Below are 24,883 nucleotides of genomic sequence, written 5' to 3'. Positions count from 1 at the left end.
CCCCCACGCCCGTCCCCGTGAAGGAGGACAAGGGCACCGCCGTGGCCCACGTCGAGACGTCGGCGGAGAAGCCCTCGTCCGCGCTCATCGGCGCCATCGAGAAGCTCGCCCGCGAGCCGTCTCCAATCATCCCGCGCCTGGACCCCACCACCCCCGTGGGCGGTGAGCCGTCCGGTGAGAGCAAGGGCGGCCTCGACGCCGCCGTCGCCTCGGCGCTGGCCTCCAAGGAGACCCAGAAGCCGGTGGAGACGACGAAGGCCGCCGCGGTGACGAAGCCGGCCGAGCCGGCATCGCAGTCCGCGCAGGTGGAGGTCGCCTCGGCGAAGTCGGAGACGCCTCGCGCGCAGGAGCGCCGCCCGGAGCCCGAGCCCGTCAAGGTCGCCGAGGCCCCGAAGGCCGAGCAGAAGAGTCCCGTCGAGCCTCCCAGGCCCATCACCCGTCCCGTCGACGACGAGGTCGCGCAGGCCCGTCTCAAGGCCGTGGCGAAGCAGTCGCGCCGCGCGGAGCTGACGCTGGCGGAGCAGCTCGGGCTGAAGGTCCGACGCGTCATCATCGACCCCGGCCACGGCGGACACGACACGGGCGCCATCGGCAAGGAGGGGACGCGAGAGAAGGACGTGGCCCTGTCCATCTCCCTCAAGCTGGCGGACCACCTCCGCGAGAAGGGCCTGGAGGTGGTGCTGACGCGTGAGGATGATCGCTTCATCCGCCTGGAGGACCGCGCGAAGTTCGCCAACACCGAGCGCGGTGATTTGTTCATCTCCGTCCACTGCAACGCGGCGGTCAGCCGGAAGCTGCGCGGCATCGAGACGTACACGCTGAACACGTCCGCGGACCGCTACTCCATCCGCCTGGCCGCGCGGGAGAATGCGTCGTCCGAGAAGGGCATCAGTGATTTGCAGTTCATCCTCGCGGACCTGGCGACCAAGGCGAACACCGAGGAGTCCTCGCGGCTGGCGAACCAGGTGCAGCGCAGCCTGGTGACGGAGCTGTCCGGGAAGTACTCGGGCATCAAGGGCCTGGGCCACAAGGAGGCGCTGTTCTACGTGCTGCTCGGCGTGAAGATGCCGGCCATCCTCGTGGAGACCGCGTTCCTGTCCAACCCGGACGAGGAGAAGCGGCTGGCCTCCGGCGCGTACCAGACGGACGTCGCCAAGGCGATTGCCCACGGCGTGGAGGAGTTCCTCGGCGACCGCAACCGCGTGGCGAAGGTGGACTGACGCCTCAGTCCCGCGACAGCACCAGGCTCACCAGCGCACCCAGGCACGCCAGGGTCCGCACGTGATTCCAGGCCGTCCACTCCGACTGGTAGCGCGCCCAGTACGCCGGAGCCTCCGCGCTGTCCGCGGAGAGCCTCGCCAGCGCGTCGTTGCGCGGGACGTTGAACCCGGCCGTCACCCCGAAGCAGCCCACCAGGTAGAGCAGGCCGCCCAGCAGTCGCAGGCGCGCGGCCGGCTGGGCCCAGGTGAACACCGAGGACACCACCAGCCCCGCGCAGACGAGGGCCGTGGCCATGAACACCCCCAGGAACACGCTCGGCATCACGGCGGTGTTGATGCCTTGCATGGCGGCGATGCCCGTCGCCGGAGGCACTCGCGCCAGGCCCTTCATCACGAAGGTGGAGAAGGCGAAGAACACGCCCGCCATCAGGCCGCAGCCGAGCAGGGACGCCCACGTCAGGAGGGGCAGCAGGGTTTCGAGCATGGCGTTCACCGGAGCGTGGCGACGAAGTCCTCGAACCGCGTCGGGGTCGTGTTGTCGGGAGTCCTGCCCGCGCGAGGCTGGATGCGCCCCTCGTTGAAGGCGCGCGTCATCTCGACATAGAGCCCGGCGAACGTCTCGGAGATTCCGGCCTGCATGAGCGCCTGGCGCATTCCCTCGGGCGGGAGCTGCACGTAGTCGAGGCCGGGGCGACCCAGTCGGTCTCCGAGGATGCGGGTGGCCTCGCGGTAGCTCATGTCCTTTGGACCGAGCAGCTCGCGGATGACGACGCCCGTCCAGTCGCGTCGAACGAGCGCTCGGGCAGCGACCTCCGCGATGTCGCGTGACGCAATCATCGGGAGAGCGAGGTCCGGCGTGACGGAGTCCGCGTTGACGCCCTCGTGCTCGATGACGGGCAGCGCGTCGAGGAGGTTCTCGAAGAAGGACACCGGACGCAGCAGCAGCACGTGCGCGTCCTTCAGCGTCCGGAGCCGCTGCTCCTGCGCATGCAGCGTGGCGAGCAGGCCCGTGCCCGCGGCCAGGTCCGCGCCCAGGCTGCTCAGCGCGACGACGTGCCGCACGCCGCTGTCACGCAGCGCCTGGACGATGGCCTCGCCCTTGCGGCGCTGGGCTTCGTGGTAGCTCGCGGACTCGCGGTCCGTCGGGAGCAGCGTGTAGACGGCCTGGGCGCCACGGAAGGCTCGCGTCAGGTACGCCGCGTCCTCCGAATCCCCCGCGAGCACCTGGGCGCCTTTCGCCGCCAGCTCGCCCAGGCGCTCCTCCGAGCGTCCCAGGGCCAGCACGTCCTGGCCCGCCTCCAGCAACAGCTCCACCACCTTCTTGCCGGTGTTCCCGGTCGCTCCCATCACGGTCAGCATGTGTTCTCCCGAGGCCCGAGGCCCCCACGGCATTGGCTTGCCTGGAGTCCAATATCGGGTCTGGAGGCAGGACTCTCAATGACGCCAAGTCGCTGGTTCATGCTCATCCGTCCAGGACAGACTGGACTTGGAGGAGGGCAGGGCGCATCGTCAGGGCATGGCGGAACTCAGACCCCCGGTCGACGCGCTGGGCGAGGCGTTGCACTTCCTGCGGATGAGCGGCACGTTCTATTGCCGCTCGGAGCTGACGGCACCGTGGGGGCTCGACCTTCCCGCGACGGAGGGGAGCCTCATGTTCCACGTCGTCACCACGGGACAGTGCTGGCTCGAGGTCGAAGGCGTGGAGGCGCGGCTGCTCCAGCCGGGCACGTTCGCGCTCGTGCCGCATGGCGCGGGACATCGATTGGTGCACGAGCGCGGCGGCCCCGCGCGCAGGCTCGAGGAGCTCTCCGAGGAGCTGGTGAGCGAGCGCTACTCCATTCTCCGGCACGGCGGTGGTGGCGCTCCCACGACGCTCATCTGCGGCGCCGTCCGGCTCGACCATCCCGCCGCGCGACACCTCATGTCCCTGTTGCCGGGCATCATCCTGGTGGAGCCGTCCAACTCACCGCGCATGGACTGGCTCCAGAGCACGCTGCGCTTCATGGCCGCGGAGGCCCAGGAACTTCGGCCCGGTGGTGAGACGGTCATCACGCGGCTCGCGGACGTGCTCGTGGTGCAGGCCCTGCGCGAGTGGATGGCGCAGGACTCCCAGGCGAAGTCAGGGTGGTTGGGCGCGCTTCAGGACCCGGATGTGGGCCGCGCGCTCGCGCTCATCCACCGCGAGCCCTCGCGTCCGTGGACGGTGGCCTCGCTGGCGTCGAGCGTGGCGATGTCCCGCTCCGCGTTCTCCGCGCGCTTCACCCAGCGGGTCGGCGAGCCGCCCATGCACTACCTTGCGCGGTGGCGGATGTACGTCGCGCACTCGGCGCTCAAGGACGAGCGCCCCGGACTGGGCGAGCTCGCCACGCGCATGGGCTATCAGTCCGAGGCCGCGTTCAGTCGCGCCTTCAAGCGCTTCATGGGCGTGTCTCCCGGCGCGGTCCGGAGGACGGGCTCGCCCACGCTCCGGGCCTGACGTCAGAGGCCGATGGCGCTCATCGGGATTCGGTACATGTCCCCGGTGCCATTGCCGATGCCCTGGAGGCTGGCGTCATCCCTGGGCGTGTCGAAGCGCTCGCCCACGTCTCCGGAGAACGGCCGCGTGCTGCTGAAGTAGAGCCACTTCCCGTCCGGCGACACGCTGTGGTTGTACTCGCTGTCGCGCGTGTTGATGCCCGCGCACAGCCGCCGCGCGGGCTCCCACTTGCCGTCGACCTTGCGGCTTAGGAACAGGTCATATCGGCCCAGGCCATCGGGTCGTCGCAGGGCGCTGAAGATGAGGTAGCTCTCGTCGGGGGCGATCCACGGCTCCAGCTCGTGCATCGAGGAGTTGATGGCGGCCCCCAGGTTCTCCGGCGGCTGGTAGGCCCCGTCGACCTGGCGGGAGACCCACAGGTCGCTGCCTCCGTGCGTACCCTGGAGGTCTCCGCCGAAGTAGAGGTTGCCGTTCGCGGCGACCGCCGGAGACCACTCGTCACGGCTCTTGTCGTTGACGGGCGCGGGCAGCCGGCGTGCGTCCTCCCACTCACCATCGGCGCCCAGGGACGCGGACCAGATGTCGTAGCTGGCACGAGGCCCGGGCTCGCCCGGCTCGGGGCGGTCCGAGATGAAGAACACCGTGCGCCCGTCCGGCGACAGATGCGGGTCCGCGTTGCTCCATTCCCTGGCGAAGCGCGGGAGCTCCGGCCGCGACCAGCGTCCCTTGGCGTCGAGCCGCGTCTCGTACATCGTGAAGCGCTCGAAGGCATCATCCGCGCGGCCGAAGAGCACGCGCCGTTGGTCCGGCGAGAAGGCCATGAAGAAGTCCCAGGCGCCGGTGGTGAAGAGGCCCGCGCCGTAGAGCTCCGGCGTGCAGGTGTCCGCGCGCTTCGCGCCTGTCACCCGCGCACCGCCTGGGTGCGCGCCGCACCCCAGGCCCAGCAATCCCAACGTCACCAGCACGCCGCGCATCGACCCCACCATGTGCCACTCCTCCTGAACGACGATTCCGTCCCTCGGAGGTCGGAGTAGCATCGGCCCATGACGCGAAACTTTGGGAATGTTGCCGTGCTCCCCGAGCGCGCCCCCGGCTACCACGTGCTGGGGGAGGGCGAGGCGTTCGACGTCAGCGACTGCGTCTGTCGCGCGGGCTGCCACAGTCCCGTCGTCGAAGGCGCGCACGCGCGGGTCTGCGTCAGCGTCGTGCTGTCCGGAGCCTTCCACGCGCGAGGCCCCGAAGGGGACGCGGTGGTGGGACCGGGCTCTCTGCTGCTCGGAAATCGCGCGGCGCCGTATGAGTTCCGCCACGTCGTTGACGGCGGAGATCGCTCGCTCGTCATCGAGTACTCGGACGCGATGCTGGACGAGGCCCTCCTGGGGTCCCGGGCGGAGGACACGCGCCCCTTCGAGCGGACGAGCGTCCCTGGTTCGCTCGGGTCGCTGGAGGCGGTCCTCCTGGCGCGGCAGGCCCTGGCTCCGGGCGACGCGGAGGAGCTGCGCGAGGTGGTGCTGTCCGTGCTGGACGTCGCGCTGCGCCTGGGCGGTGCGCCCACCGCGACACGGGTGGAGCTCTCCGAGCGACAGGCCCGGAGCGTGGCGCGTGTGCTGCGCTACCTCGAGGACCATGTCTCGGACGACTGCTCGCTGGAGACACTGGCGAGCATCGCGGGGCTGACGCGCTTCCACTTCCTGCGCGTGTTCCGAGCGGTGACGGGACAGACGCCCCGGCAGTGGGTCATCGCCATGCGGTTGCGCCTGGCGGCGAATCTACTCAGGGCAAGTCGGACCCGGGTCACGGACATCGCACTGGAATCCGGCTTCGGTGACCTGTCCCATTTCACGATGAGCTTCACGCGAGCGTTCGGTATTTCACCTCGGGCCTACCGGGTGCGTGCACTTGAACGCGGGTGAATCCCCGCCTTGGAATCCATCGGCACCGGCGGGATGATTCCCGGGCACCCTTCGAGATGTGAGGACCCGTGGCGAACCGTGCCCCGTCGTTGGATGAGTCCGTGTCCCGCCTTTCCTCCTCGGACCCGCGAGGCGTGTCGGAGGCTCTGGAGACGCTGGGCGACGCGCTCTGCGCGGAGGATCATCAGGTCCGTGAGCGGGTCGCGCGGCTGCTCCTGAAGGAGCTGGAGCGTCCGGAGGCGACGAAGGCCCACGCCCCCATCCTCCACCTGCTCCAGACGACCTGGTGGCCACCGCCCGTGTCCCTGACGCAGCCCGCGATGGAGGCGGTGCTGTCCGCGGTGTCCCGCATGGATGCCGAGGCGCCCGCGCTGGACGACGCCGCGCTGCTCGTGGCGAACCTGTACCGCATGGCACCCCTGCCATTGAGTGCGCTGGAGCAGGCGCTGGGGCACGAGCAGCCCTCCGTCCGACGCGTGGCCGCTGGCGTCGTGGGCCGCGTGGGCGAGTCCGCCGTGTCGCTGCTGCCGCGCCTGCTGACCGCGTTGGAGGATGTGGAGCCGGTGGCCGGGGCCGCGCTCGAGTCGCTCGGTTCGCTCGCACCCGCGGCGCCGCGGCTGGCCGTGCCCGCGCTCGTGGACCAGGTGGGGCGCGCCGAGGGCACGCGTCAGTACCTGGCGCTGATGTCCCTGCGCAGCCTGCTGGAGGACGACCGCCGCGAGGGCCAGGCCGCGCCCGAGCTGGCCGCGCTGGAGCCCGTGCTGCTGAAGTCGGCCGAGGACCCGCAGGCGCCCATCCGGTTGGAGTCCGTGTCGTTGCTCGGACTGGGGCGACTGTCCTCGCTCGCGACGGTGGCCATGCTGCGCAGGCATCTGCTGGACGAGAGCCCTCGTGTGGCCGCCAGCGCCGCGGTGGCGCTGCTGCGGGTCGGCGCGCCTCCGCTGGAGGCCGCCACGCTGCTGTCGACGCTGCTCACCTCGGAGGCCTCGGAGAAGGACACGGCGGCGCTCACCGCGCTGGAGGGCGTGGAGTCCGCCACGCTCGGCCGCATCCGGGACTCGCTGGAGCAGGCCGCGAACAAGGCGAAGGGGCTGGTCGCCGAGGCCATCCGCGAGCTCCTGCTGGCCTGAGATATTTCAGGAAACCCCTGGAACTTCGCCTTCGCGCCCCTGGGCGGCGTGGAGTTCGAGCTGGGCATCGTCCCGTACTGCTGGGGCAACGTGGGCTGCTGAGCCCCCGGAACGACAGGGGCCCGGGACGTCCTTTCACGGACGTGGCCCGGGCCCGTGGGCCCTTCATCGACGCGTGACGCGAGGACTCAGCGAGGGCGCTTGCTCTCCTGGAACGTGACCTCGAGCGGCAGCTCCTTGCCGTCGCGAATCACGCGGGCCTCCACCGTCTCTCCGGGCTTGGAGGCGTTGAGGACGAACATCAGGTCCTCCACGCCGCCGATGACGTGCTTGCCCAGCTTCACCAGGACGTCGCCGCGCAGCATGCCGGCCTGGTCCGCCGCGCCCCCCGCGCGCACGCCCGCCAGCAACATGCCCTTCAGCCCGTTCGGCGGGCCCGCGTAGTCCGGCACCGTGCCGAGCGACGCGTTGAAGCTGCGCAGGTCTCCGCGCGGCGTGGGGGAGGGGACCTTGCGGTACGTCAGCGTGGTGGCGCCATCCAGGCCCAGCGCGACCCTGGAGGCGACCTGCGCCACCTGCGCGGTGCCCACGGCGTTGAGCCCCTCCACCGTGTCGGAGGGCTTGTGGTAGTCCGTGTGCGTCCCGGTGAAGAAGTGCAGCACCGGGACGCCCGACGCGTAGAAGGGCGAGTGGTCGCTGGGGCCGTAGCCATCACCGCTCGGGTTGCACGTCACGCGCGCCTCGGCGCACGCGCGGGTGAGCAGCGGGGCCCACTCGCTCGCGGACTCGGCGCCCAGCACGGAGAGCCCGCCCGAGCGCAGCCGGCCCACCATGTCCAGGTTCAGCATCGCGGCCACCTGCTTCATGCCCGCGTCGCCCAGCTGGCGGGTGAAGTGCGTGGAGCCCAGCAGGCCCGACTCCTCACCCGAGAAGGCCAGGAACAGCACGTCGCGCTTCAGCTCGGCGCGGCGCTCCTTCAGCGTGCGGGCGATCTCCAGCAGGCCCGCGACGCCCGAGGCGTTGTCGTCCGCGCCGACGTGCGGCTCGTGCCGGTCCGGCGTCAGCGAGCCACGGCCCCCGAAGCCCAGGTGGTCATAGTGCGCGCCCACCACGATGACGCCGGGCACCTTGCCCTCGCCAGCCTCCAGCAGTCCCGCGACGTTGAACGCCGAGCGCTGCTCGACCTCCAGCTTCACGCCGACCGCCGCGTCCACGCGCTGGCCCTTGGTGAGCGAGGCCCACACCGGCTCCAGCGCCGCGCGCTTCACCACGACGACCGGCAGCCCCGCGTCGCCAGGACCCTCGGGGTGCAGCGCGGGCAGGGTCGCCTCGGGCGGCATCTGCCACTCCTTGGGCGTGGGCGTCGGAGCCTGCGGCCAGTCCACCACGATGAGCGCCTTCGCGCCCCGCTGCGCCGCCTGCCACGCCTTGTAGCGGAGGTCGCCGAAGCGCCGCTGCTTGTCCGTGTCGGCGAACGCCGCCGTGTCCGGGACGAAGCGCCGCACCACGACGAGCTTCCCCTTCACCGACAGCTTCGCGTAGTCGTCCACGGAGAGCGACGGCTCCACGATGCCGTAGTTGGCGAACACCAGCGCGCCCCGCGCCTGCTGCTGCGCGGAGAAGCCGAGCACGCTGAACGCATCGCCCGTGAGCGCCGTCTTGCCGATGCGCACCTCGGTGCCGACGACGGGCTTCACCGCGGTGACGACGGGGAACGCCTGACGGAAGGAGTCCGAGTCCCCCGCGGGCTTCAGGCCCAGCTCCTGGAAGCGCTTCTCGATGTAGCCGCCGGCGGCCTCGATGCCATCCGTGCCGATGCCACGGCCCTCGCGCTCGGACGCGGCCAGCCAGGTGACGTCCTGATGGACGCGGTCCGCGGCGGACGCGGTGGTGGACACGGGCTTCGCGTCCTCCACCCACCGGGCGATGAACAGGTTGGTGTCGCTCTTGCCCGGCGCGGTGGCGCGGTTGCTGGAGAATGCCAGCCACTTGCCGTCCGGCGAGAACATCGGGAAGCCATCGAAGCCCGGCGCGTGGGTGATGCGCTCCAGGTTCGAGCCATCGATGTCCACCGCCCAGATGTCGAACTCACGGCCCTTCGGGTCGCCGTGGTTGGACGAAAACAGGATGCGCCGGCCGTTGGGGTGGAAGAAGGGCGCGAAGGCGGCGCCGTTCAGCCAGGTGATCTGCCTGGCCTCGGAGCCGTCCGCGTTGGCCACGTACAGCTCCAGCTTCGTCGGCCGCACCAGCCCGTTCTCAAGCAGGGACTTGTAGTCGTCGAGCGCCTTGCCCGGCGCCGGCCGCGACGCGCGCCAGACGATCTTGGAGCAGTCCGCGTTGAAGAACGCGCCCCCGTCGTAGCCGGGCGTGTGCGTCAGCCGCTTCACGTTCTTCCCGTCGCGGTCCATCCGGTACAGCTCCAGGTCTCCATCCCGCACGGAGGTGAAGAGGATGGAGCCGTCCTTCGCGCAGACGGTGCCCTCGGCGTCGTAGCCCGGCGTCTGGGTCAACCGCGTCAGGCCCGAGCCATCCGCGTTCGACTTGAAGACGTCGTACGAGTCGTAGAGGGCCCAGACGTAGCCCATCGAGTGGTCCGGCTTGGGAGGGCACGCGGCGCCGCCCAGGTGCGTGGACGCGTAGATGACCTCCTGGTCCCCGGGCAGGAAGTGCGCGCACGTGGTGGCGCCCTCGCCGCTGGAGACGGGGGACACCTTGGCGGCCGCGCCGCTCGCCGGGTCCACCTCCATGCGGTAGATGCGGTCGCACCCCATGCCCTCGTGACGGGCCTGGAGCGAGAGCTGCTTGCCGTCGAAGGACCAGTACGCCTCCGCGTTCTCGCCGCCGAACGTCATCTGCCGCAGGTCCGCCAGCCGGACCTCTTCCGGCAACGCGGGAACCTGCGACGCGGTGGAGTCCGAGCCCGGTGCCGTGGTGCTCGAGGAGGTGGCGCACGACGTCAGTGCCAATAAGGACAGGAGTGAACGCTTCATGGGGCGCGACCATGTCAAAGGCCGCGCCCACACTCAACGTCCCGCCCCGGTTTCGTGAAGCGTCCCTACTGGAGCACCGCGAGCAGGTCACCGCCCTGGACCGCGGCCTTCAGCGTGGTGGCCACCTCCGCGATGGTGCCCGCGCGAGGCGCGCGCACCACCGTCTCCATCTTCATCGCCTCCAGCGTGACGAGCGGCGCGCCGGACTCCACGCTGGCCCCGGCCTTCACGTGCACCGCGATGACGGTGCCCGGCATGCTCGCGGCGACGTGGTTGGGGTTGGCGCGGTCCGCCTGCCGACGCGCCTCCACGCGCGCGGCGCGGCTCCGGTCGCGCACCTGCACCGTGCGGTTGTGGCCGTTGAGCGCGAAGTAGACGGTGCGCAGGCCGTCCTCGTCCGGTTCGCCCACCGCGGACAGGCTGATGACCAGCGTCTTGCCCGGCTCCAGGTCCACCCAGATCTCCTGACCGACCTCCATGCCGTAGAAGTAGTTCGGCGTGTCGAGGATGGACACGTCCTCGAACCGGCCCGCGTCGTCCAGGTAGCCGGCCATCACGCGCGGATAGAGCGCGCTGGAGATGGCGTCCGCGTGGGAGATGGGCTGGCCCGTCTTCTTCGCCAGCTCCGCGCGCAGCGCCTCCAGGTCCAGCGCGGGCATGCTCGCCGACGGGCGGCCCTCCACGCGCGGCAGGCCCTTGAGCACCGCGGCGCGCAGGTCCTCGGGGAAGCCGTTGGGCGGCTGGCCCAATTCGCCGCGGAAGTAGCCCACGACGCTGGAGGGGAAGTCGAGCCGGGGCGCCTCGGCGATGAGCTTCTGGTGGGTGAGCGTGGCGACCTCCGCGAGCGTGGCCGCGCGCACCATCAGGTCGTTCTTCAGGAGGAAGATGGCGAAGTCGCCCACCATCTTCGACGACGGCGTCACCTTGGGGATGTCGCCCACCAGCACGTTGACCAGCGCGAACGCGTCCTTCACGTCGTTCCACCGGCTCAAGAGCCCCATCTCCGCCACCTGCGGTCGGAGGTTGGAGTACTGACCGCCCGGAATCTCGTGGTAGTAGACCTCGCTCGTCGTGCTCTTGAGGCCGCTCTCGAAGGGGGCGTAGTACTCGCGCACGTCCTCCCAGTAGTTGGCGAGCGGCTGCAGCCGCGCGTTGGCAAGGCCCGTCTCGCGCGGGTGGCCGCGCAGGGCGCTGACCAGCGCGTTGAGGCTGGGCTGGCTGGTGAGGCCCGCCATGCTGCCCAGCGCCACGTCGACGATGTGCACGCCGTGTTCAATCGCCTCCAGGTAGCTGGCGACGCCGTTGCCCGCGGTGTCGTGCATGTGCAGGTGGATGGGCAGCTTCGTCACCTCGCGCAGGCGGTCCATCAGCATGGCCGCGGCGCGGGGGCGCAAGAGGCCCGCCATGTCCTTGATGCACAGGAAGTGGGCGCCCGAGTCCTCGATGCGCCTGGCCAGGTCCGCGTAGTAGTCCAGCGTGTACTTCTTGCGCTTGGGGTTGGCGACGTCGCCCGTGTAGCAGATGGCCACCTCCGCCACCTTGCCCGTCTTGAGCACGCGCTGGATGGACACCTCCATGCTGCCCAGATCATTGAGGCTGTCGAAGATGCGGAAGACGTCCACGCCCGCCTCGGCCGCCTCGTCGATGAAGGCCTCCACCACGTTGTTCGGATAGCTGGTGTAGCCCACGGCGTTGGCGCCGCGCAGCAGCATCTGGAGGAGCAGGTTGGGCGCGGCGGCCTTGAGCGAGCGCAGCCGCGCCCACGGGTCCTCGTTGAGGAAGCGGTACGACGTGTCGAACGTGGCGCCGCCCCAGCTCTCCAGGCTGAACAGCTCCGAGGCCAGGTGCGCGGTGGCCGGCGCCACGCGCAGGATGTCGCGCGTGCGCATGCGCGTGGCCAGCAGCGACTGGTGCGCGTCCCGCATGGTGGTGTCCGTCAGGAGCACGCGCTTCTGCGCGAGCACCCACTCGGCCAGCCCCCGGGGGCCCTTCTCCGCGAGGATCTGCGCGGTGCCCTTCGGCACGGGGCCGGGCGGCGCCACCGGCACGCGGGGCTCCATGAACTGGGTGGGCTTGAGCCGCTGGTGCTTCTTGATGGTGGGGTGGCCGTTGACGATGACCTCGGCCAGGTACGTGAGCAGCTTGCTGGCGCGATCCCTCCGGGGCGTGAGCTGGAACAGCTCCGGCGTCTCGTCGATGAAGCGCGTGTACGTCTCACCGGCCTGGAAGGCGGGGTGGCGCAGCACGTTCTCCAGGAAGGGCAGGTTGGTCTTCACGCCGCGGATGCGGAACTCGCGCAGCGCGCGCTGGCCCTTCATCACCGCGCCCTCGAACGTGGGCGCGTAGGCGATGACCTTGACCAGCATGGAGTCGTAGAACGGCGAGATGTGCGCGTTGGTGTAGCCGTTGGAGCCGTCCAGGCGGATGCCGAAGCCGGTGGCCGCGCGCCACGCGGTGATGATGCCCGCGTCCGGCATGAAGTTGTTGGACGGGTCCTCCGTGGTGACGCGCAGCTGCACCGCGTAGCCGCGCGGCTGGAGCGACGCCTGCGAGGTGATGCCCACCTCGGGTGAGCCGAGCGCGTAGCCCTCCGCGATGCGGATCTGGCTCTGCACCAGGTCCACGCCCGTCACCTGCTCGGTGACGGTGTGCTCCACCTGGAGCCGCGCGTTGCACTCGATGAAGTAGAAGTGGCTGTCGGAGACGAGGAACTCCGCGGTGCCCGCGCTGCTGTAGCCCGCCTCGCGCGCCAGCCGCACCGCCGCGTCGCAGATGGCGCTTCGCAGGGCGGGGGCCAGGTTGGGCGCGGGGGCGATCTCGATGACCTTCTGGTGCCGGCGCTGCACCGAGCAGTCGCGCTCGTGCAGGTGGACCAGGCCGCCATGGAGGTCCCCGAGCAGTTGCACCTCGATGTGGCGCACGCGCTCCAGGAACTTCTCCAGGAACACCGCCGAGGAGCCGAAGGCGCTCTGGGCCTCGGAGCGCGCGGACGTGAGCGCCGCCTCCAGCTCCTTCTCCTCGCGCACCACGCGCATGCCGCGCCCGCCGCCGCCGTGGGCGGCCTTCACCAGCACCGGGCCGCCGTGCTCCTGGAAGAACCGGCGCGCCTGGGCGAGCACACTCGCGTCGTCGCCCTCCAGCGTGGTGCCCGGCACGGTGGGCACGCCGACCTGCTTCGCCAGCTGCTTGGCGGCGACCTTGTCGCCCATGGTCCGCACGACGGCGGAGGTGGGGCCGATGAAGCGGATGCCCCGGCGCTCGCAGGCCTCGGCGAACCCAGCGTTCTCCGACAGGAAGCCGTAGCCGGGGTGGATGGCGTCCACGCCGGCGCGCTCGGCCACGTCGAGGATTTCATCGATGCCCAGGTAGGCCTCCACGGGGCGCTTGCCTCGGCCCACCAGGTAGGCCTCGTCCGCCTTGTGGCGGTGCTCGTGGGTCCGGTCCTCGTCGCTGTAGATGGCGACGGTGCGGATGCCGAGCTCGTTGCAGGCCCGGAACACGCGGATGGCGATCTCGCCGCGGTTGGCGCACAGCACTTTCTGGATGGGTCGGATGGAAGAGGGAGCCATGGCTTGGGTCCAGGGGATAGGGCGGCTGGGGGCCCGGTGCAACCGGTCCGAGGGCGGACGTCGGGTTCAAGTCAGTGGGGCCACCTTGACGGCCCGGAGGTGACCGGCGCAAATCGGGCCATGGACACCTCCGTGAACTCATCCTCCGGGCGCCGCGTGGCGGGCCCCCGGGGACTGCCCGTCCTGGGGAGCTTCTTCCCCATGCTGAACGAGCCCCTGGCGCTCGCGAACAAGCTCCATGCCGAGTACGGCGACGTGTCCCTCGTCCGGGTCTACGGCACCCCCATCGCGTTCCTGCGAAACCCCGTGGACGTCAAGCGGGTGCTCATCGACGAGCCGCAGCTGTTCCCCAAGCCGCGCATCGAGAACCCCTTCAACGGCAATGGGTTGACGGTGAGCCGGGGGGACCACTGGAAGCGCCAGCGGCACATGGTCCAGCCGCTGTTCAGCAAGGAGAAGGTGCGCCTGTGGTCCGGGCTGTTCTCGGACGAGCTGCACAAGGGGGTGGAGCGGTGGATGGCGCTGGGCGCGAAGGGGGAGTCCTTCGACATGTACACGGAGGCCGCGCGCCTGATGTTCGGGGTGATGTGGCGCACGTGCTTCGACGAGAACCCCCGCGAGGAGCACTTCGCGCGCATCATGGACGCCATCGACGTGTTCGGCCGGCGCCACACGCCGTGGGGCGTGCTGTTCTACAAGCTCCTGCCCCGCTTCGACCCGAAGGCCCCGCGCATGGGCATGGCGCTGTGGCTCATCAACGGGTGGATCTACGGCCGGCTGAGCAAGCGCCGGGAGCGCGGCACCCGCGACGGCGACATCACGCTGCTGTCCATGCTGGTGGAGTCGCGCGCGCGGGAGACCGGCGAGTCGATGAACGACAAGGAGGTGCGCGACGAGATCGTGAACCTCTTCGGCGCGAGCTTCGAGATGATTGCCACGTCGCTCACCTGGGCGGTGCACGCGTGCACCCAGTACCCGGACGTGGTGCGCCGCATCCGCGAGGAGGTGCGGGAGGTGTGCGGCGACGAGGCGCCGAAATACGAAGACGTGGCGAAGCTCCCGTACACCACGCGGGTGGTGCAGGAGATCAACCGGCTGAGCCCCCCGGCGTGGACCATCCTGCGCGAGACGGCGGAGGACGTGGAGGTCGGCGGCGTGATGCTCCCGAAGGGGACGCAGCTGCTCATGTGCCCGTACGCCATCCACCGGCACCCGGACCACTGGAAGGACGCGGAGACGTTCGACCCGGACCGCTTCCTGCCGGAGCGGCAGGTGGGGCAGCACAAGTGCGCCTACGTGCCCTTCGGAGCGGGGCAGCGCATCTGCGTGGGCCAGCACATGTCCCAGGTGGACACGGTGCAGACGCTGGCCTTGCTGCTGCAGCGCTGCGACGTGGAGTACCTGGGCCGCACGCCGGTGGAGTGGCAGACGCGGCTGACCTTCGTCCCCAAGCGCGGCATGCCCGTGCGGGTGCGCGCGCGCCAGGGCTGAAGCGGCCTCTTCAGGAGGCCTGGGGGCCGGCGCTCGGCGCGGTGGCCGCGTCGGGGCCGGCCTCCTCGTAGTCGAGGTCGCGGTGGAAGGTCTCCTCGATGCGGGTGAGGGCCAGCAGGGCCAGGCCGAAGCAGATGCTGCCCACGGTGAGGGCGGCGGCGGGCACGCTGATGTGGCCCTTCAGGACGGCGAAGCCACTGGCGGCGATGGCGGCGGAGCCGCGGACGAAGTTGGGCACCGTCGTGGCCACCGTGCCGCGGATGTTGGTGCCGAACTGCTCGGCGGCCATGGTCACCAGCACCGCCCAGTAGCCCACCATGATGCCGATGAGGAAGCTCAAGATGTAGACCAGGGTGCTGGTGAGCCCGGGCACCAGCCCGTAGACGAGCATCAGCAGGAAGCCGCCGACCAGGTTGAGCGCCACGGCGCGCTTGCGGCTCTTGAGCCACTGGCTGAAGAGGCCCGCGAGCAGGTCGCCAATCGTCAGACCGATGGAGCCGTAGAGGATGGCGTTGCCGGCCGTCACGGTGCCCTGGACGTTGAGGCCCGCGGTGAGCTCCGGCGCGAAGGTGAAGAGGATGCCCGTGGTGAAGTAGATGGGCACGCCGATGAGGATGCAGCAGATGTACTTGAGGAAGCGGTTGCCCTGCAGCAAGAGCAGCGGGTTGGCGCGCGACGGGTCCGTCTTCTTGGTGAACAGCTCCGACTCGGAGACCTTGAAGCGGGCGAACAGCAGCGCGATGCCCATGATGCCGCCGGTGAAGTAGGCCACCTTCCAGTTGAGGTGCTGCCCCACGAAGGCCGCGGCGACGATGCCGAGCATGCCGAGCGTCGCGACGATGGTGGTGCCCAGGCCACGCTTCTCCTTGGGGAGCGACTCGGCGACCAGGGTGATGGCCGCGCCCAGCTCGCCCGCGAGCCCCACGCCGCCCAGGAAGCGGAACACCGCGTAGCTCGTCACGTCCCAGGCGAAGGCGTTGGCCAGGTTGGCGAACGAGTACAGCAGGATGGAGCCGAACATGACGGAGAGCCGTCCGCGCTTGTCGGCGAGCACGCCCCACAGCAGGCCGCCCACCATCATCCCCACCATCTGGCAGTTGTAGATGAGGATGCCCTTCGACAGCACCTCCTCCGGGCTGGTGATGCCGATGTCGCGGAGCGAGGCGGCGCGCACCACGCCGAACAACGTGATGTCGAAGAGGTCGACGAAGTAGCCGAGCCCCGCCACCAGCACCGTCAGGTTCAGGACCGAGCGCAGCTCACGCAGGAATTTCATGAGCACCATTCAATGGGTTGGGTCGCCCTGCGGCAAGGCCGATTCTTTCGACGCAGCGCGTGCAAAAGCGGCCCGCTTGCAAGGGGCTGGAAAATATGAACTTTGATTCAGGTCTCATCCCCGGCGGGGGCGGTTTCGTCCCGCCTGGGGGCGGTTTCGTCACTCTCCTCCCGGCCGTTTCCCGGGGGGCCGGTATCTCCGTGGACCACCGGAGCCCCATCGACGGGGCCCGTGGCGGGTCGAAGGAGAGACACCATGAGAGGCGTGAACGCGGTAGCGGGGTGGGCGTTGTTCGGCGCGCTGGCGCTGGGGGGCTGCCAGGGTGGGGAGCCACCTGCCGACGGGCCCCAGGAGGAGCTGACGAGCGTGGCGCAGGCCCTCGACAACTGCGTCAACATCCTGCCGGTGATGACGAGCGCGACCAGCCCCTCGGGCATCGTCACCAGCTCCGGGGGATGGACGTCGAACCCCACGATCTACGAGGCGTGGAAGGCGTTCGACAACACGAGCGCCTTCTGGCTGTCCACGAAGAACGTCGCGCCCGCGTGGTTGGCCTACGAGTTCCCGGGGCTGCCGCGCATCGTGCGGCGCTACGCGCTCAGCTACAACAACGGCGGCATCACCTCGCGGGCGCCGCGTGACTGGACGTTCGAGGGTTGGAACGGCAGCGCGTGGGTGGTGCTGGATACGCGCTCGGCGCAGACGGGCTGGGCGGGCGTCGAGCGGCGTCAGTTCGACGTGGCCTCCCCGGGTGCGTACAAGAAGTACCGGCTGAACGTGACGGACGACAACGACGCCCGCGCGGGCATCGAGACCATCTCGCTCAACCTGATGGAGATGTACGAGTGCCGGGCCTTCCCGTCGGTGGATGACCTGTGGACGAACACCTCCGGTGCCACGGGCGGCTTCACCCGCATCCACGACCTGGCGGGCGACCCGGCGGCGCGGACCTACGTCACGGGCATGACCAACGTGGGGCTGCATGGCTCGCCGCTGGTGGGTGGCATGGACGCGTTCCTCACCGCGAGGGACTGGAATGGGAACGTCAGCTTCCACAGGCAGCTGGGCGTGCCGAACGGCATCGTCGTGGGCGAGAGCGTGGCGCGCAACCGGCAGTTCGAGGAGATCTACGTCGCCGGGTACACGAGCGGCTCGCTGCAGGGGGCGCCGCTGCTGGGGACCAAGGACGCGTTCCTGCTGCGCTACCGCTACACGGGGGTGCACGGCTGGACGCGGCAGGTGGGCGCCCCCGGGGCTGGGACGGAGGGGCTAGGCGTGTCCCTCGACCACGTCGACAACGCGTTCCTGGTGGGGCAGACGGACGGAGCGCTGCCGGGAAACACGAAGACGGGCATCGCGGATGGGTTCGTCAGCAAGTTCAACGCGGCGGGCACCCTGCTGTGGACGCGGCAGTTCGGCGTCGCGGGGCAGCGCACGCGCGCCAGTCGGGCCGCCGCGGATGACTCGGGCAACGTCTACGTCGCGGGCATCACCACGGGCAACCTGGATGGACAGGTGCGCACCGGTCCGGAGGACACGTTCATCGTCAAGTACGACGCGGATGGCGTGAAGCAGTGGACGCGGCTGTTGGGGGCGCCGGCCACGAACGCGATCCTCCGGGACGCGGCCGTGGATGTGAACGGCCAGCTCTACGTGACGGGGTACAGCGGTGGCGGCATGGATGGGCTGCCGGTGGGCACGCCCCAGGTGTCGACCTTCGTCGCGCGCTACAGCCCGGCTGGCACGCGGTAATGGGTGAAGGAGCTGGACTCCGGCGCGGGCAACTTCGCCTGGAGCCTCTTCAGCAACCCGTTCGACAACTCCCTCTATGTGGCGGGGACGGGCCACGGGGACGTCAGCTCGCCCACGGACACGGCGGGAGGCGCGGGACATCCGTTCGTCTTCAAGATGGACACGGCGGGCGCCATCCAGTGGATCCGCCAGACGGCGCCGGCGGTGCTCGGCGGCGTGGAGAAGCCCGTGTACCCGATGGGCGTCGTCCTGGATGAGGACGACAACCTGTACCTGGGCGGCTACCTGGAGGGGAACTACGAGGGCAACACGCTCCTGGGCAATCCGGACGGGTTCGTGACGAAGCTGCCCGCGGTCGTGCCTTGAGGCTCACTCCTCTTCGTGGGCGCCGATGTTGAGCACCACGGCGCGGGCGCGGCTGATGCGCTCGCCGTCGGGGTCCTCCTGGCGGAAGGCGGCGAGGCGCTCACGGGCCTCGGCGTAACGGCGCAGGCCGACGAGGGAGGTCAGCTCCGCCTCCCTCGCGTAGCGCAGGTCGTTCTTCTGCGCGGGGGTCGTCGCGCTGGCGCTCCAGGTCTCGTAGTACGTGCGGCACGGAGCCAGGGCCTGGACGCGGAAGCGCGGGTGGTTGTTGTGCTCCAGGCACCGGCGGAGCGCGAGCTTGCGGTGCTCCTCCTGCGTGGGCTGGCCTTTCTTCTCGAGCGCCGTGATGCGCAGGGCCACGGCCTGTTCCTCCGTGGCGAGGTCGGCGCGCATCTTCTCGAAGGCTCGCTGGCCGTCCGCCACGTTGCTCGCGGTGGTGCGCAGCATCAGGTCCACATAGGCCGCCAGGGGGCTGAGTGGCCAGCGGCGCAGGAAGTCCTCGCCCGCGACACGTTGGGCCGCCCAGTCGTCGAGGTATCCGAAGGCCTGGAAGCGGTAGAGCGAGGCCTCCTCGGACGGACGGCGACCGAGTTGCGCGGGCAGGTCGAGCGCGAGGATGCGCTCCGCGTCACGGATCATCGTGCGCCAGCGTCCTCGCGCGCGGGTCAGGTTGAGGAGCTGGAGCGCCGCGGCCGAGCGCTCGTCAGCGGGGAGCTTCGGGTCCTCCATGACGCCACGCAAGCGAGCCTCTTCGTCCTTCACCTCGGGCGCGGCCTTGCGCGCGAGCTCGGCCAGGCGCTGGTCCATCCGGGACAGCTCCTCCTGGGCGTAGGCGAAGTCAGGCGAGCCGGCCAGCGTGGCTCGCAGCAGCCAGGCGCGCTCATCGGGCGAGGTGGTGGCCAAGGCGCGCCCGTAGGTCTCGAGCGCGAGCACGGCGGCCTTGCCCGAAGGGCGTCCCGCGCGTGGCTTCACGGGCTCACGGAGCAGCCGGCCACAGACCTCGTCCTGGAGGGCGAAGATGCGCTCCAGGGGACCGGTGACCTTGGCGGTGTCGAGGACGACGCCCGTCTCCACGTCGATGAAGCGCGCGTTGATGCGGACCTGATTCTCCGCGCGTTGGATGCTGCCGAGCACCAGGGTCCGGGCGCCGACGAGCCGGCCCACGCGGACCGCCGAGGATTCGGTGAGCTGTTGTCGCTCCTGGGCGTTCAGCTCGGCGAGCGCCGCCTCGAGCTGCTCGCGCTCGACGACCTGGACGCGTCCGCTGGCGCGCAGGTCGGAGATCAACGTCTCCGTCATGCCGCGCGCGAGCCAGTCCATGGCCGTGTCGCCGTTGAGGTTGCGGAACGGCATCACCGCGGCGGGACCGGGTGGAGCCTTGGGTGGGGTGGCCGCGAGTGCGGTCTGGGCGCAGAGGAGGAAGAGCAGGAGCGCGCGAGCCGGGCTCATGGGCGAAGCCTCGCGCCCAGCGTCGGAAGCAGCGCGCGCACTCTCGCGGTGAGGGCGTCCTGAACCTCGAAGGGTTGCTGTGCGGGGCCTTCGACGCGCGCGGTGTCGAGCACCTCCCCGGTCTCCACGTGGACGAACCGGGCGGCGACGCGGAGCAGGGGACCGGAGCGCTGGATGCTGCCGAGCACGACGACCTCGGCGCCGATGAGGCGGCCCAGCTGCGCGCGTGTCTCCGGGTCCACGCGGTCCGACTGGTGGAAGTCCTGTTCCTTCATCGGGAGGTCGAGCTGCTCGCGCTCGACGAGGCGAAGTCCGGGATGGGCGCCGATGTCGGTGATGACGGACTCGGCGAGGGCGAGCTCGAGTGACGTGTCCTCGTTGACGTCACGGAACTTCAGGACGCAGATGCTCACCGGGCCCGTGCGTGCGACGGGGCTCGCCACGGAGGGCGATGGTTCGCTCGGGGTAGTCGGGGGCCGCGGGCGGAGCAGGAAGGCCGTGACTCCCGGGAGGGCGAGTCCCACGGCGATGAGCAGGGCGGTTCCCGTGTTCCGCGCGAACCCACCGCGGGGCGCGGGTGCCTTCGTCACATGCAGCGTGCGAGCCCGTCCAGGAGGGGTTCCAGGAACGTGGGAGCGGGAGTCATCGGGCGCGGAGCCCGGGGGCGTCGTGTTCACGGAGTCGGAGGAGCATAGCCGAACGCTCCGTCATCCACGCGAGGCCCGCACGCGGGTCATGACAGGCCTCGCGTGTTCAGCGGCTACTCGAAGTCGGCCTGCTCGTAGACCAGCACCGTCCCCGAATGGGCGAAGAGGATGACGTAGGCCTGGTAGTACCGGGGGAGACGATAGTGCTGGTAGGCGGCGACGAAGACCGCCTCCTCACCGTCCCACCAGTTGTTCAGGTAGGCGTCCGCCAGCGGCTGGAAGGGGTAGTAGAGCCGGGTCGCGAACTGCTCGTACGTGATCGTGCCGGCGCTGACGAGGTTGGGATTGAAGCCCGGCATCGCCTGGATGGCGCGCGCGGCCATCTCCACCGTGGGCGCGTCCTCGAACTCCCAGCCGAAGGTGAAGACTCGCGTCCATCCCTGGCACTGGCCGAGACAGCGGCTGTAGCCCTGCATCTCCAGGTCCTGGATGTCCCCAGGCGTGAACTGCTCGTCCAGCTCCAGCGCGTAGCCCGGGGGCGCCGTCTGGGCATGCGCGGCGAGCGGGGACACCATCAGGAACAGCGCCATACAGGTGAGCGACAGGCTGCGATGCATGCGTTCTCCTTGGACTGTGCCGCGACGAGAACTGGTCTCTCCCAGCGTAGCCCAAATTTAGTCAGTGGGTTTCAGAGTTTAGGCCTGCTTATCGCACTCAGGGCGCTAGGAGGAAGCCTTGCTCGAAGGGTGTGTATCCAAGATTTTTCCAATCAAGTCAGAGATTTCTCGGAGCTGTTCGGGATGGTTTTCAATAAGCCAGTCCGTCAGTGCAATGGAATGCTGAATCTTGTTGTAGCGCAGCTTGTCTTCGGAGAAGGCATAAAATAAATCTTGAAGCAATAGCGGAGCGTCCACGTCGGCAACAGGGTCTTTGTTGGCAGAGTGCTGGTAGTATTTTTTGTCGGCGATGTGGGCGTCAAGAAACTCCTGTATCTTCCCTGGCTCCAGTTGACTAATTTCAAGCGAGGCTTCAGAGGTCAGAATGGCTGCTATGGCCCCAGCGTGAAGCAGGTAGTTCTCGTAGGTTCGTCGCGACAGGAAGAAAATTCGATCCTTGCCGAGCTTCATGAGTCCTGCTCTATCTTGCTCAGAGCGAAGCTCTCTGTCAAAAACAAAGGCGATGGCGGGTGGAAGTAGTGCATTTCCTTGACCGGTCAATCTGCTGTAGATCCTAAAGGCATTGGAGGCATTTGTCTTGCTCTCAAAGTCACCTGTTTGCAGGACGCCAAGAACGCTGACTCCTGAGATGGGGCGACGCAATATTCCTCTGATGATTTTTGGAAAGCACGCTTGTTCCGTGGGGCCTTCAACCCAAAGGACGTTGTCTGCGCCAAAGATGTCAGACAGCCTACTCCCAGTCTCCAGAAGCAAGGACTGAAGGTCTCCGACTTTCGCGGGGTCGATGGCAACCACATCTGAGATGCCATCGGTATTCTTAATAATATGGATGGTTGTCGGCTCGCTGGCGGATATCGTTTCAGGGGAGTGGGTTGAGATTATGTATTGATGCTGTGGGTGTTCGCGAAGTATTTCCAAGAGTGTCCGAGAGGCACCTGGATGAAGGAAGCTGTTTGGCTCGTCAATGATTATTGTTCTTGGGCTTTGGGACGAAATAATCACATAGAGAATGGCTAGTGCCTGGCCGATTCCGGTGCCACTCTCCGTCAGCGGAATCGCGAGGTCCGAGCGTTCGGTGGCAGGATCAATCGGCCAAATAACAATCTCAAGTTGGTTGTTCGCGACTGGTCGAGACCTGACGGCCCTGACTTGGGGGAAGATTCGTTGAATGAGCTTATTGTAGCGCTCGAATCGCGACGGATTCTCACTCTGGAGAACATGGAGAACTTCAGGGAGATTACTTGCGTCGGGACTGAGATCGATACTGGTTCCAAAACCGTAACATCCGATATTTAGGCGCTCTGCCTTGAACGCATATGTGCTCCTCGTAAATTCTTGAATCAGCGTTGCCCCCAGATTGTTGACGGGCGTCGCCGTCGATCCTAATAGCGCCACCTCCCCCGTAGTCTTGTCGCAGTGCAGTGTGATATAGCCCTGACTGGTGGCCATTGGTCTCTGAATGTTCTGTCCTGACGTTTCTGAGGTTTTTCTGTGTTTAAATTCGGCCTGGATTTCCCAGTAACCTCGTTCTAGTGCGGTGTGCCATAGAGTAGCAGGATTGAGCGCGATTCCGTCAGCCTGTTGTAGAATGGGGAGCTGAAATTGCTCGCCCGTGCGAGATGCCTTGATGACTCTTTCAATGTCGCCAATGCTGAGGGCAATTGTTGCGAGAAAGGCCGAATTGGGCCGAGCAGTGCCCGTGCGAATGCTACGATGCGGCTTGTTCCTAGGAACAAGGCTTGCCGCTTCGAGAAGGGCTGTTTTCCCAGAGTTGTTTCGACCTGTGATAATATTTACCCCTGGCTTGAACGTGATGCTTGCCTGCATAAAGCTCTTGTAGTTCTGAATAGTAAGTTGCTTGATGTGCATTTTTTTTCGTTGGGCGTGTTGCGGTGTGGTTGGAGGACTCCGGGCAGGGCGCATTCCTGTGCTGGCGTGATTTCGATCATGTCATCCTACTCGGCATCCCCGCTGGGCGTCTTTAGGAGGCGAAGGACGTGGAGAGATCAATGCACTCCGGCTTTGGATTGACGCAGCTGGGGCTTGGTCGTGTTGACCATTACTGGTTTTTGGGGGTGGGGGGCGGATTGAGCGCTGCCCTGCCGCAAGCGCTGACCGCTCAGGTTCGTGACCAGCAAGGCTTCGTCTCAGCGCTGGTGCTGGCCCTGATTCCCTACAGTGTCTGGGCCCTGCTCGCGCCACTCCTGCTGGCGACGTTCCGTCGGGTGTCGCGGGAGGCGCCGCTCGAAGCTCGGACCGGGGGATGGCTCATCGCGCTGGGTGGCGGCTTCGTCCTGGCCCATTCGGTGCTGCTCTCTCTGGCGTTCTCGGTGCTTGAGTCGTGGTCGACTCACGGGCTCACGTTCACCGACGGGTTCCGCAGACTCCTGCTGGAGCGAGGCGTGCTCGGGTCCTTCGAGTACCTGCTGTTCCTCGCGGCCTGGGCGACGCTGGGCGCGTACCGTCGGGCCGGTGAGCGGGAGCTGGGTGAGTCGCGGCTCGCGGCACGTCTGGCGGAGGCGCGGCTGGAGGCGCTCCGGGCGCAGCTCGACCCGCACTTCCTCTTCAACACGTTGAACGCCGTCGTCTCTCTCGTTCGACAGACGCGGAACGCGGAGGCCGAGGACGCGCTCGTGGAGCTGGGCTCGCTGCTGCGAGCCAGCCTGGGCGGACGCAACGAGCAGGGCATCACGCTGTCCGACGAGCTGGAGCTGGTCCGCCGCTATCTCGGCATCGAGCAGCTCCGCTTCGGCAGTCGCCTGCGCTTCCACCTGGAAGCGGAGCCGGAGACGCTGGGGGCACGCGTGCCCATGCTCGTCCTTCAACCCCTGGTCGAGAACGCCATCAAGCACGGCACCTCACGCCGCGCGGCCCGAGGGAACATCTGGGTGCGCAGCCAGAGACGGGGCGAACGGCTGGTGCTCGAGGTCCGCGACGATGGTCCCGGGCTCGATACGGGGAGCCCCTCCGGAACGGGAATCGGCGTGGCGAATACACGTGAGCGTATCCAGCAACTCCATGGCGAAGGCTATGGTGTGACCCTCGAGGACGCACCGGGCGGTGGCGCACTGGCCCGGCTGGAGCTTCCGTTCCAGGTGCCCACGGCGGGGCCGTCACAACAGGGGAGGGCAGCACATGGGTGAGGGCTGGCGGGTGCTGGTGGTGGACGACGAGCCGCTGGCCCGCGACAACGTGCGCCACCTCTTGTCCCGCGCCCCCGACGTCACGGCGCTCTGGGAATGCGAGAGCGGCGGCGACGCGGTGGACGTCATCCTCCGAGAGAGGCCGGACCTGGTGTTCCTCGACGTCCAGATGCCCGAGGTCGACGGCTTCGACGTCCTGCGCGAAGTCGGGCCCGAGCTGATGCCGCCCGTCATCTTTGTCACCGCCTTCGACCAGCACGCCGTGCGCGCCTTCGAGGCGAATGCCCTCGACTACCTCCTCAAGCCCTTCAGCGCGGCCCGCTTCCAGGAGGCACTCACGCGCGCCCGCAAGCAGCGTGAGCAGGGACGGGAGCGGGCGCTCCTGGAGCGACTGTCGTCATTGCTGTCCGGCTACAAACCGGCCCACGAGCCGCCCGTGGACACCGGCCAGTACCTGGAGCGCATCGCGGTGAAGACAGACGGCAAGGTGCTCGTCGTGCCCGTCGCCGAGCTGGACTGGTGCGAGGCGGAGGGCAACTACGTCGTGCTGCACTCCGGCGCGAAGAGCCCCATGCTGCGCGAGACGCTCAACCGGGTGGAGCAGTGGCTGGACCCGAAGTGCTTCGTGCGCGTCCACCGGTCCACGTTGGTGAACGTCAGTCGCATCAAGGAGCTGGAGCCCGACGTGGACAAGGGCTGGGTCGTCATCCTGCGCGACGGCACCCGGCTGCGCCTGAGCCCTGGACGCAAGGCCGCGGTGGAGGCCGTGCTGCGCCAGTCGTTCTGA

19 protein-coding genes are annotated in these 24,883 nt (G+C 68.5%); 9 read left to right on the top strand and 10 right to left on the bottom strand.

Annotation, left to right across the window (positions count from 1 at the left end; all coding sequences use genetic code 11):
* The coding region (locus FL311_RS08205) for an N-acetylmuramoyl-L-alanine amidase (RefSeq protein ID WP_141324379.1) at positions 1 to 1,220 on the top strand (1,220 nt) is incomplete at its 5' end.
* Positions 1,221 to 1,224: 4 nt separating this feature from the next.
* On the opposite strand, the gene FL311_RS08200 is transcribed toward FL311_RS08205, so the two are convergent.
* Entirely contained in the window at positions 1,225 to 1,704 is a 480-nt protein-coding gene (locus tag FL311_RS08200; protein ID WP_141324378.1) for a DUF1772 domain-containing protein, read from the bottom strand.
* A gap of 5 nt (positions 1,705 to 1,709) precedes the next feature.
* Complete coding sequence (locus tag FL311_RS08195) at positions 1,710 to 2,579, bottom strand: NAD(P)H-binding protein (protein WP_141324377.1); 870 nt, start codon at positions 2,577 to 2,579, stop codon at positions 1,710 to 1,712.
* A gap of 157 nt (positions 2,580 to 2,736) precedes the next feature.
* Between FL311_RS08195 and FL311_RS08190 the strand changes: the two genes are divergently transcribed.
* Positions 2,737 to 3,696, top strand: a complete 960-nt coding sequence (locus FL311_RS08190) for an AraC family transcriptional regulator (RefSeq protein ID WP_141324376.1) — start codon at positions 2,737 to 2,739, stop codon at positions 3,694 to 3,696.
* A gap of 2 nt (positions 3,697 to 3,698) precedes the next feature.
* On the opposite strand, the gene FL311_RS08185 is transcribed toward FL311_RS08190, so the two are convergent.
* The gene (locus FL311_RS08185; protein ID WP_141324375.1) at positions 3,699 to 4,682 is read right to left on the bottom strand and encodes a PD40 domain-containing protein; all 984 of its coding nucleotides are present in this window, start codon (positions 4,680 to 4,682) and stop codon (positions 3,699 to 3,701) included.
* Between the two features lie 84 nt (positions 4,683 to 4,766).
* Here FL311_RS08185 and FL311_RS08180 point away from each other — a divergent pair, with 84 nt between their 5' ends.
* Together FL311_RS08180 and FL311_RS08175 are read left to right on the top strand one after the other, a co-directional pair.
* A complete protein-coding gene (locus FL311_RS08180; RefSeq protein WP_141324374.1) occupies positions 4,767 to 5,609 on the top strand; it encodes a helix-turn-helix domain-containing protein in 843 nt (280 codons plus the stop codon).
* Between the two features lie 101 nt (positions 5,610 to 5,710).
* On the top strand, positions 5,711 to 6,739 hold the full coding sequence (locus FL311_RS08175; RefSeq protein ID WP_141324373.1) for a hypothetical protein: 1,029 nt from the start codon (positions 5,711 to 5,713) through the stop codon (positions 6,737 to 6,739).
* 188 nt (positions 6,740 to 6,927) lie between these two features.
* Here the strand turns inward: FL311_RS08175 and FL311_RS08170 are convergent, their stop codons facing one another.
* Together FL311_RS08170 and FL311_RS08165 are read right to left on the bottom strand one after the other, a co-directional pair.
* Complete coding sequence (locus FL311_RS08170) at positions 6,928 to 9,729, bottom strand: M20/M25/M40 family metallo-hydrolase (protein ID WP_141324372.1); 2,802 nt, start codon at positions 9,727 to 9,729, stop codon at positions 6,928 to 6,930.
* A 65-nt stretch (positions 9,730 to 9,794) separates the two neighbouring features.
* Positions 9,795 to 13,298, bottom strand: a complete 3,504-nt coding sequence (locus FL311_RS08165) for a pyruvate carboxylase (protein WP_141324371.1) — start codon at positions 13,296 to 13,298, stop codon at positions 9,795 to 9,797.
* 132 nt (positions 13,299 to 13,430) lie between these two features.
* Here FL311_RS08165 and FL311_RS08160 point away from each other — a divergent pair, with 132 nt between their 5' ends.
* Positions 13,431 to 14,789 carry a cytochrome P450 gene (locus FL311_RS08160; RefSeq protein WP_194869111.1) on the top strand — a complete coding sequence of 453 codons (1,359 nt, stop codon included), beginning with the start codon at positions 13,431 to 13,433 and terminating at the stop codon, positions 14,787 to 14,789.
* 10 nt (positions 14,790 to 14,799) lie between these two features.
* On the opposite strand, the gene FL311_RS08155 is transcribed toward FL311_RS08160, so the two are convergent.
* A complete protein-coding gene (locus FL311_RS08155) occupies positions 14,800 to 16,065 on the bottom strand; it encodes an MFS transporter (protein ID WP_141324369.1) in 1,266 nt (421 codons plus the stop codon).
* Between the two features lie 255 nt (positions 16,066 to 16,320).
* Between FL311_RS08155 and FL311_RS08150 the strand changes: the two genes are divergently transcribed.
* Positions 16,321 to 17,817, top strand: a complete 1,497-nt coding sequence (locus FL311_RS08150) for an SBBP repeat-containing protein (protein ID WP_141324368.1) — start codon at positions 16,321 to 16,323, stop codon at positions 17,815 to 17,817.
* Between the two features lie 3 nt (positions 17,818 to 17,820).
* Positions 17,821 to 18,183 (top strand): hypothetical protein, encoded by a 363-nt coding sequence (locus FL311_RS08145; RefSeq protein ID WP_141324367.1) that lies wholly within the window; start codon positions 17,821 to 17,823, stop codon positions 18,181 to 18,183.
* A gap of 3 nt (positions 18,184 to 18,186) precedes the next feature.
* On the opposite strand, the gene FL311_RS08140 is transcribed toward FL311_RS08145, so the two are convergent.
* The 4 genes from FL311_RS08140 to FL311_RS08125 all read right to left on the bottom strand — a co-directional run bounded on the left by FL311_RS08140 (position 18,187) and on the right by FL311_RS08125 (position 22,822).
* Entirely contained in the window at positions 18,187 to 19,629 is a 1,443-nt protein-coding gene (locus FL311_RS08140; protein WP_141324366.1) for a FlgO family outer membrane protein, read from the bottom strand.
* Positions 19,626 to 20,072 (bottom strand): CsgG/HfaB family protein, encoded by a 447-nt coding sequence (locus tag FL311_RS08135; RefSeq protein ID WP_141324365.1) that lies wholly within the window; start codon positions 20,070 to 20,072, stop codon positions 19,626 to 19,628. Before FL311_RS08135 ends, FL311_RS08140 begins: the two co-directional genes overlap by 4 nt.
* Before the next feature lie 317 nt (positions 20,073 to 20,389).
* Positions 20,390 to 20,893 carry a hypothetical protein gene (locus FL311_RS08130; RefSeq protein WP_141324364.1) on the bottom strand — a complete coding sequence of 168 codons (504 nt, stop codon included), beginning with the start codon at positions 20,891 to 20,893 and terminating at the stop codon, positions 20,390 to 20,392.
* A 105-nt stretch (positions 20,894 to 20,998) separates the two neighbouring features.
* Complete coding sequence (locus FL311_RS08125) at positions 20,999 to 22,822, bottom strand: ATP-dependent endonuclease (RefSeq protein ID WP_194869110.1); 1,824 nt, start codon at positions 22,820 to 22,822, stop codon at positions 20,999 to 21,001.
* A 218-nt stretch (positions 22,823 to 23,040) separates the two neighbouring features.
* On the opposite strand from FL311_RS08125, the gene FL311_RS08120 reads away from it, so the two are divergent.
* Positions 23,041 to 24,096 carry a sensor histidine kinase gene (locus FL311_RS08120; RefSeq protein ID WP_194869109.1) on the top strand — a complete coding sequence of 352 codons (1,056 nt, stop codon included), beginning with the start codon at positions 23,041 to 23,043 and terminating at the stop codon, positions 24,094 to 24,096.
* The gene (locus FL311_RS08115; protein WP_141324361.1) at positions 24,089 to 24,883 is read left to right on the top strand and encodes a LytTR family DNA-binding domain-containing protein; all 795 of its coding nucleotides are present in this window, start codon (positions 24,089 to 24,091) and stop codon (positions 24,881 to 24,883) included. The genes FL311_RS08120 and FL311_RS08115 overlap by 8 nt, the downstream gene beginning before the upstream one ends.

It is taken from the genome of Myxococcus sp. AB025B (assembly GCF_006518215.1).
Taxonomy (GTDB): Bacteria; Myxococcota; Myxococcia; order Myxococcales; family Myxococcaceae; genus Myxococcus; species Myxococcus fulvus.
This window is presented reverse-complemented; position numbering and strand designations above follow the sequence as displayed.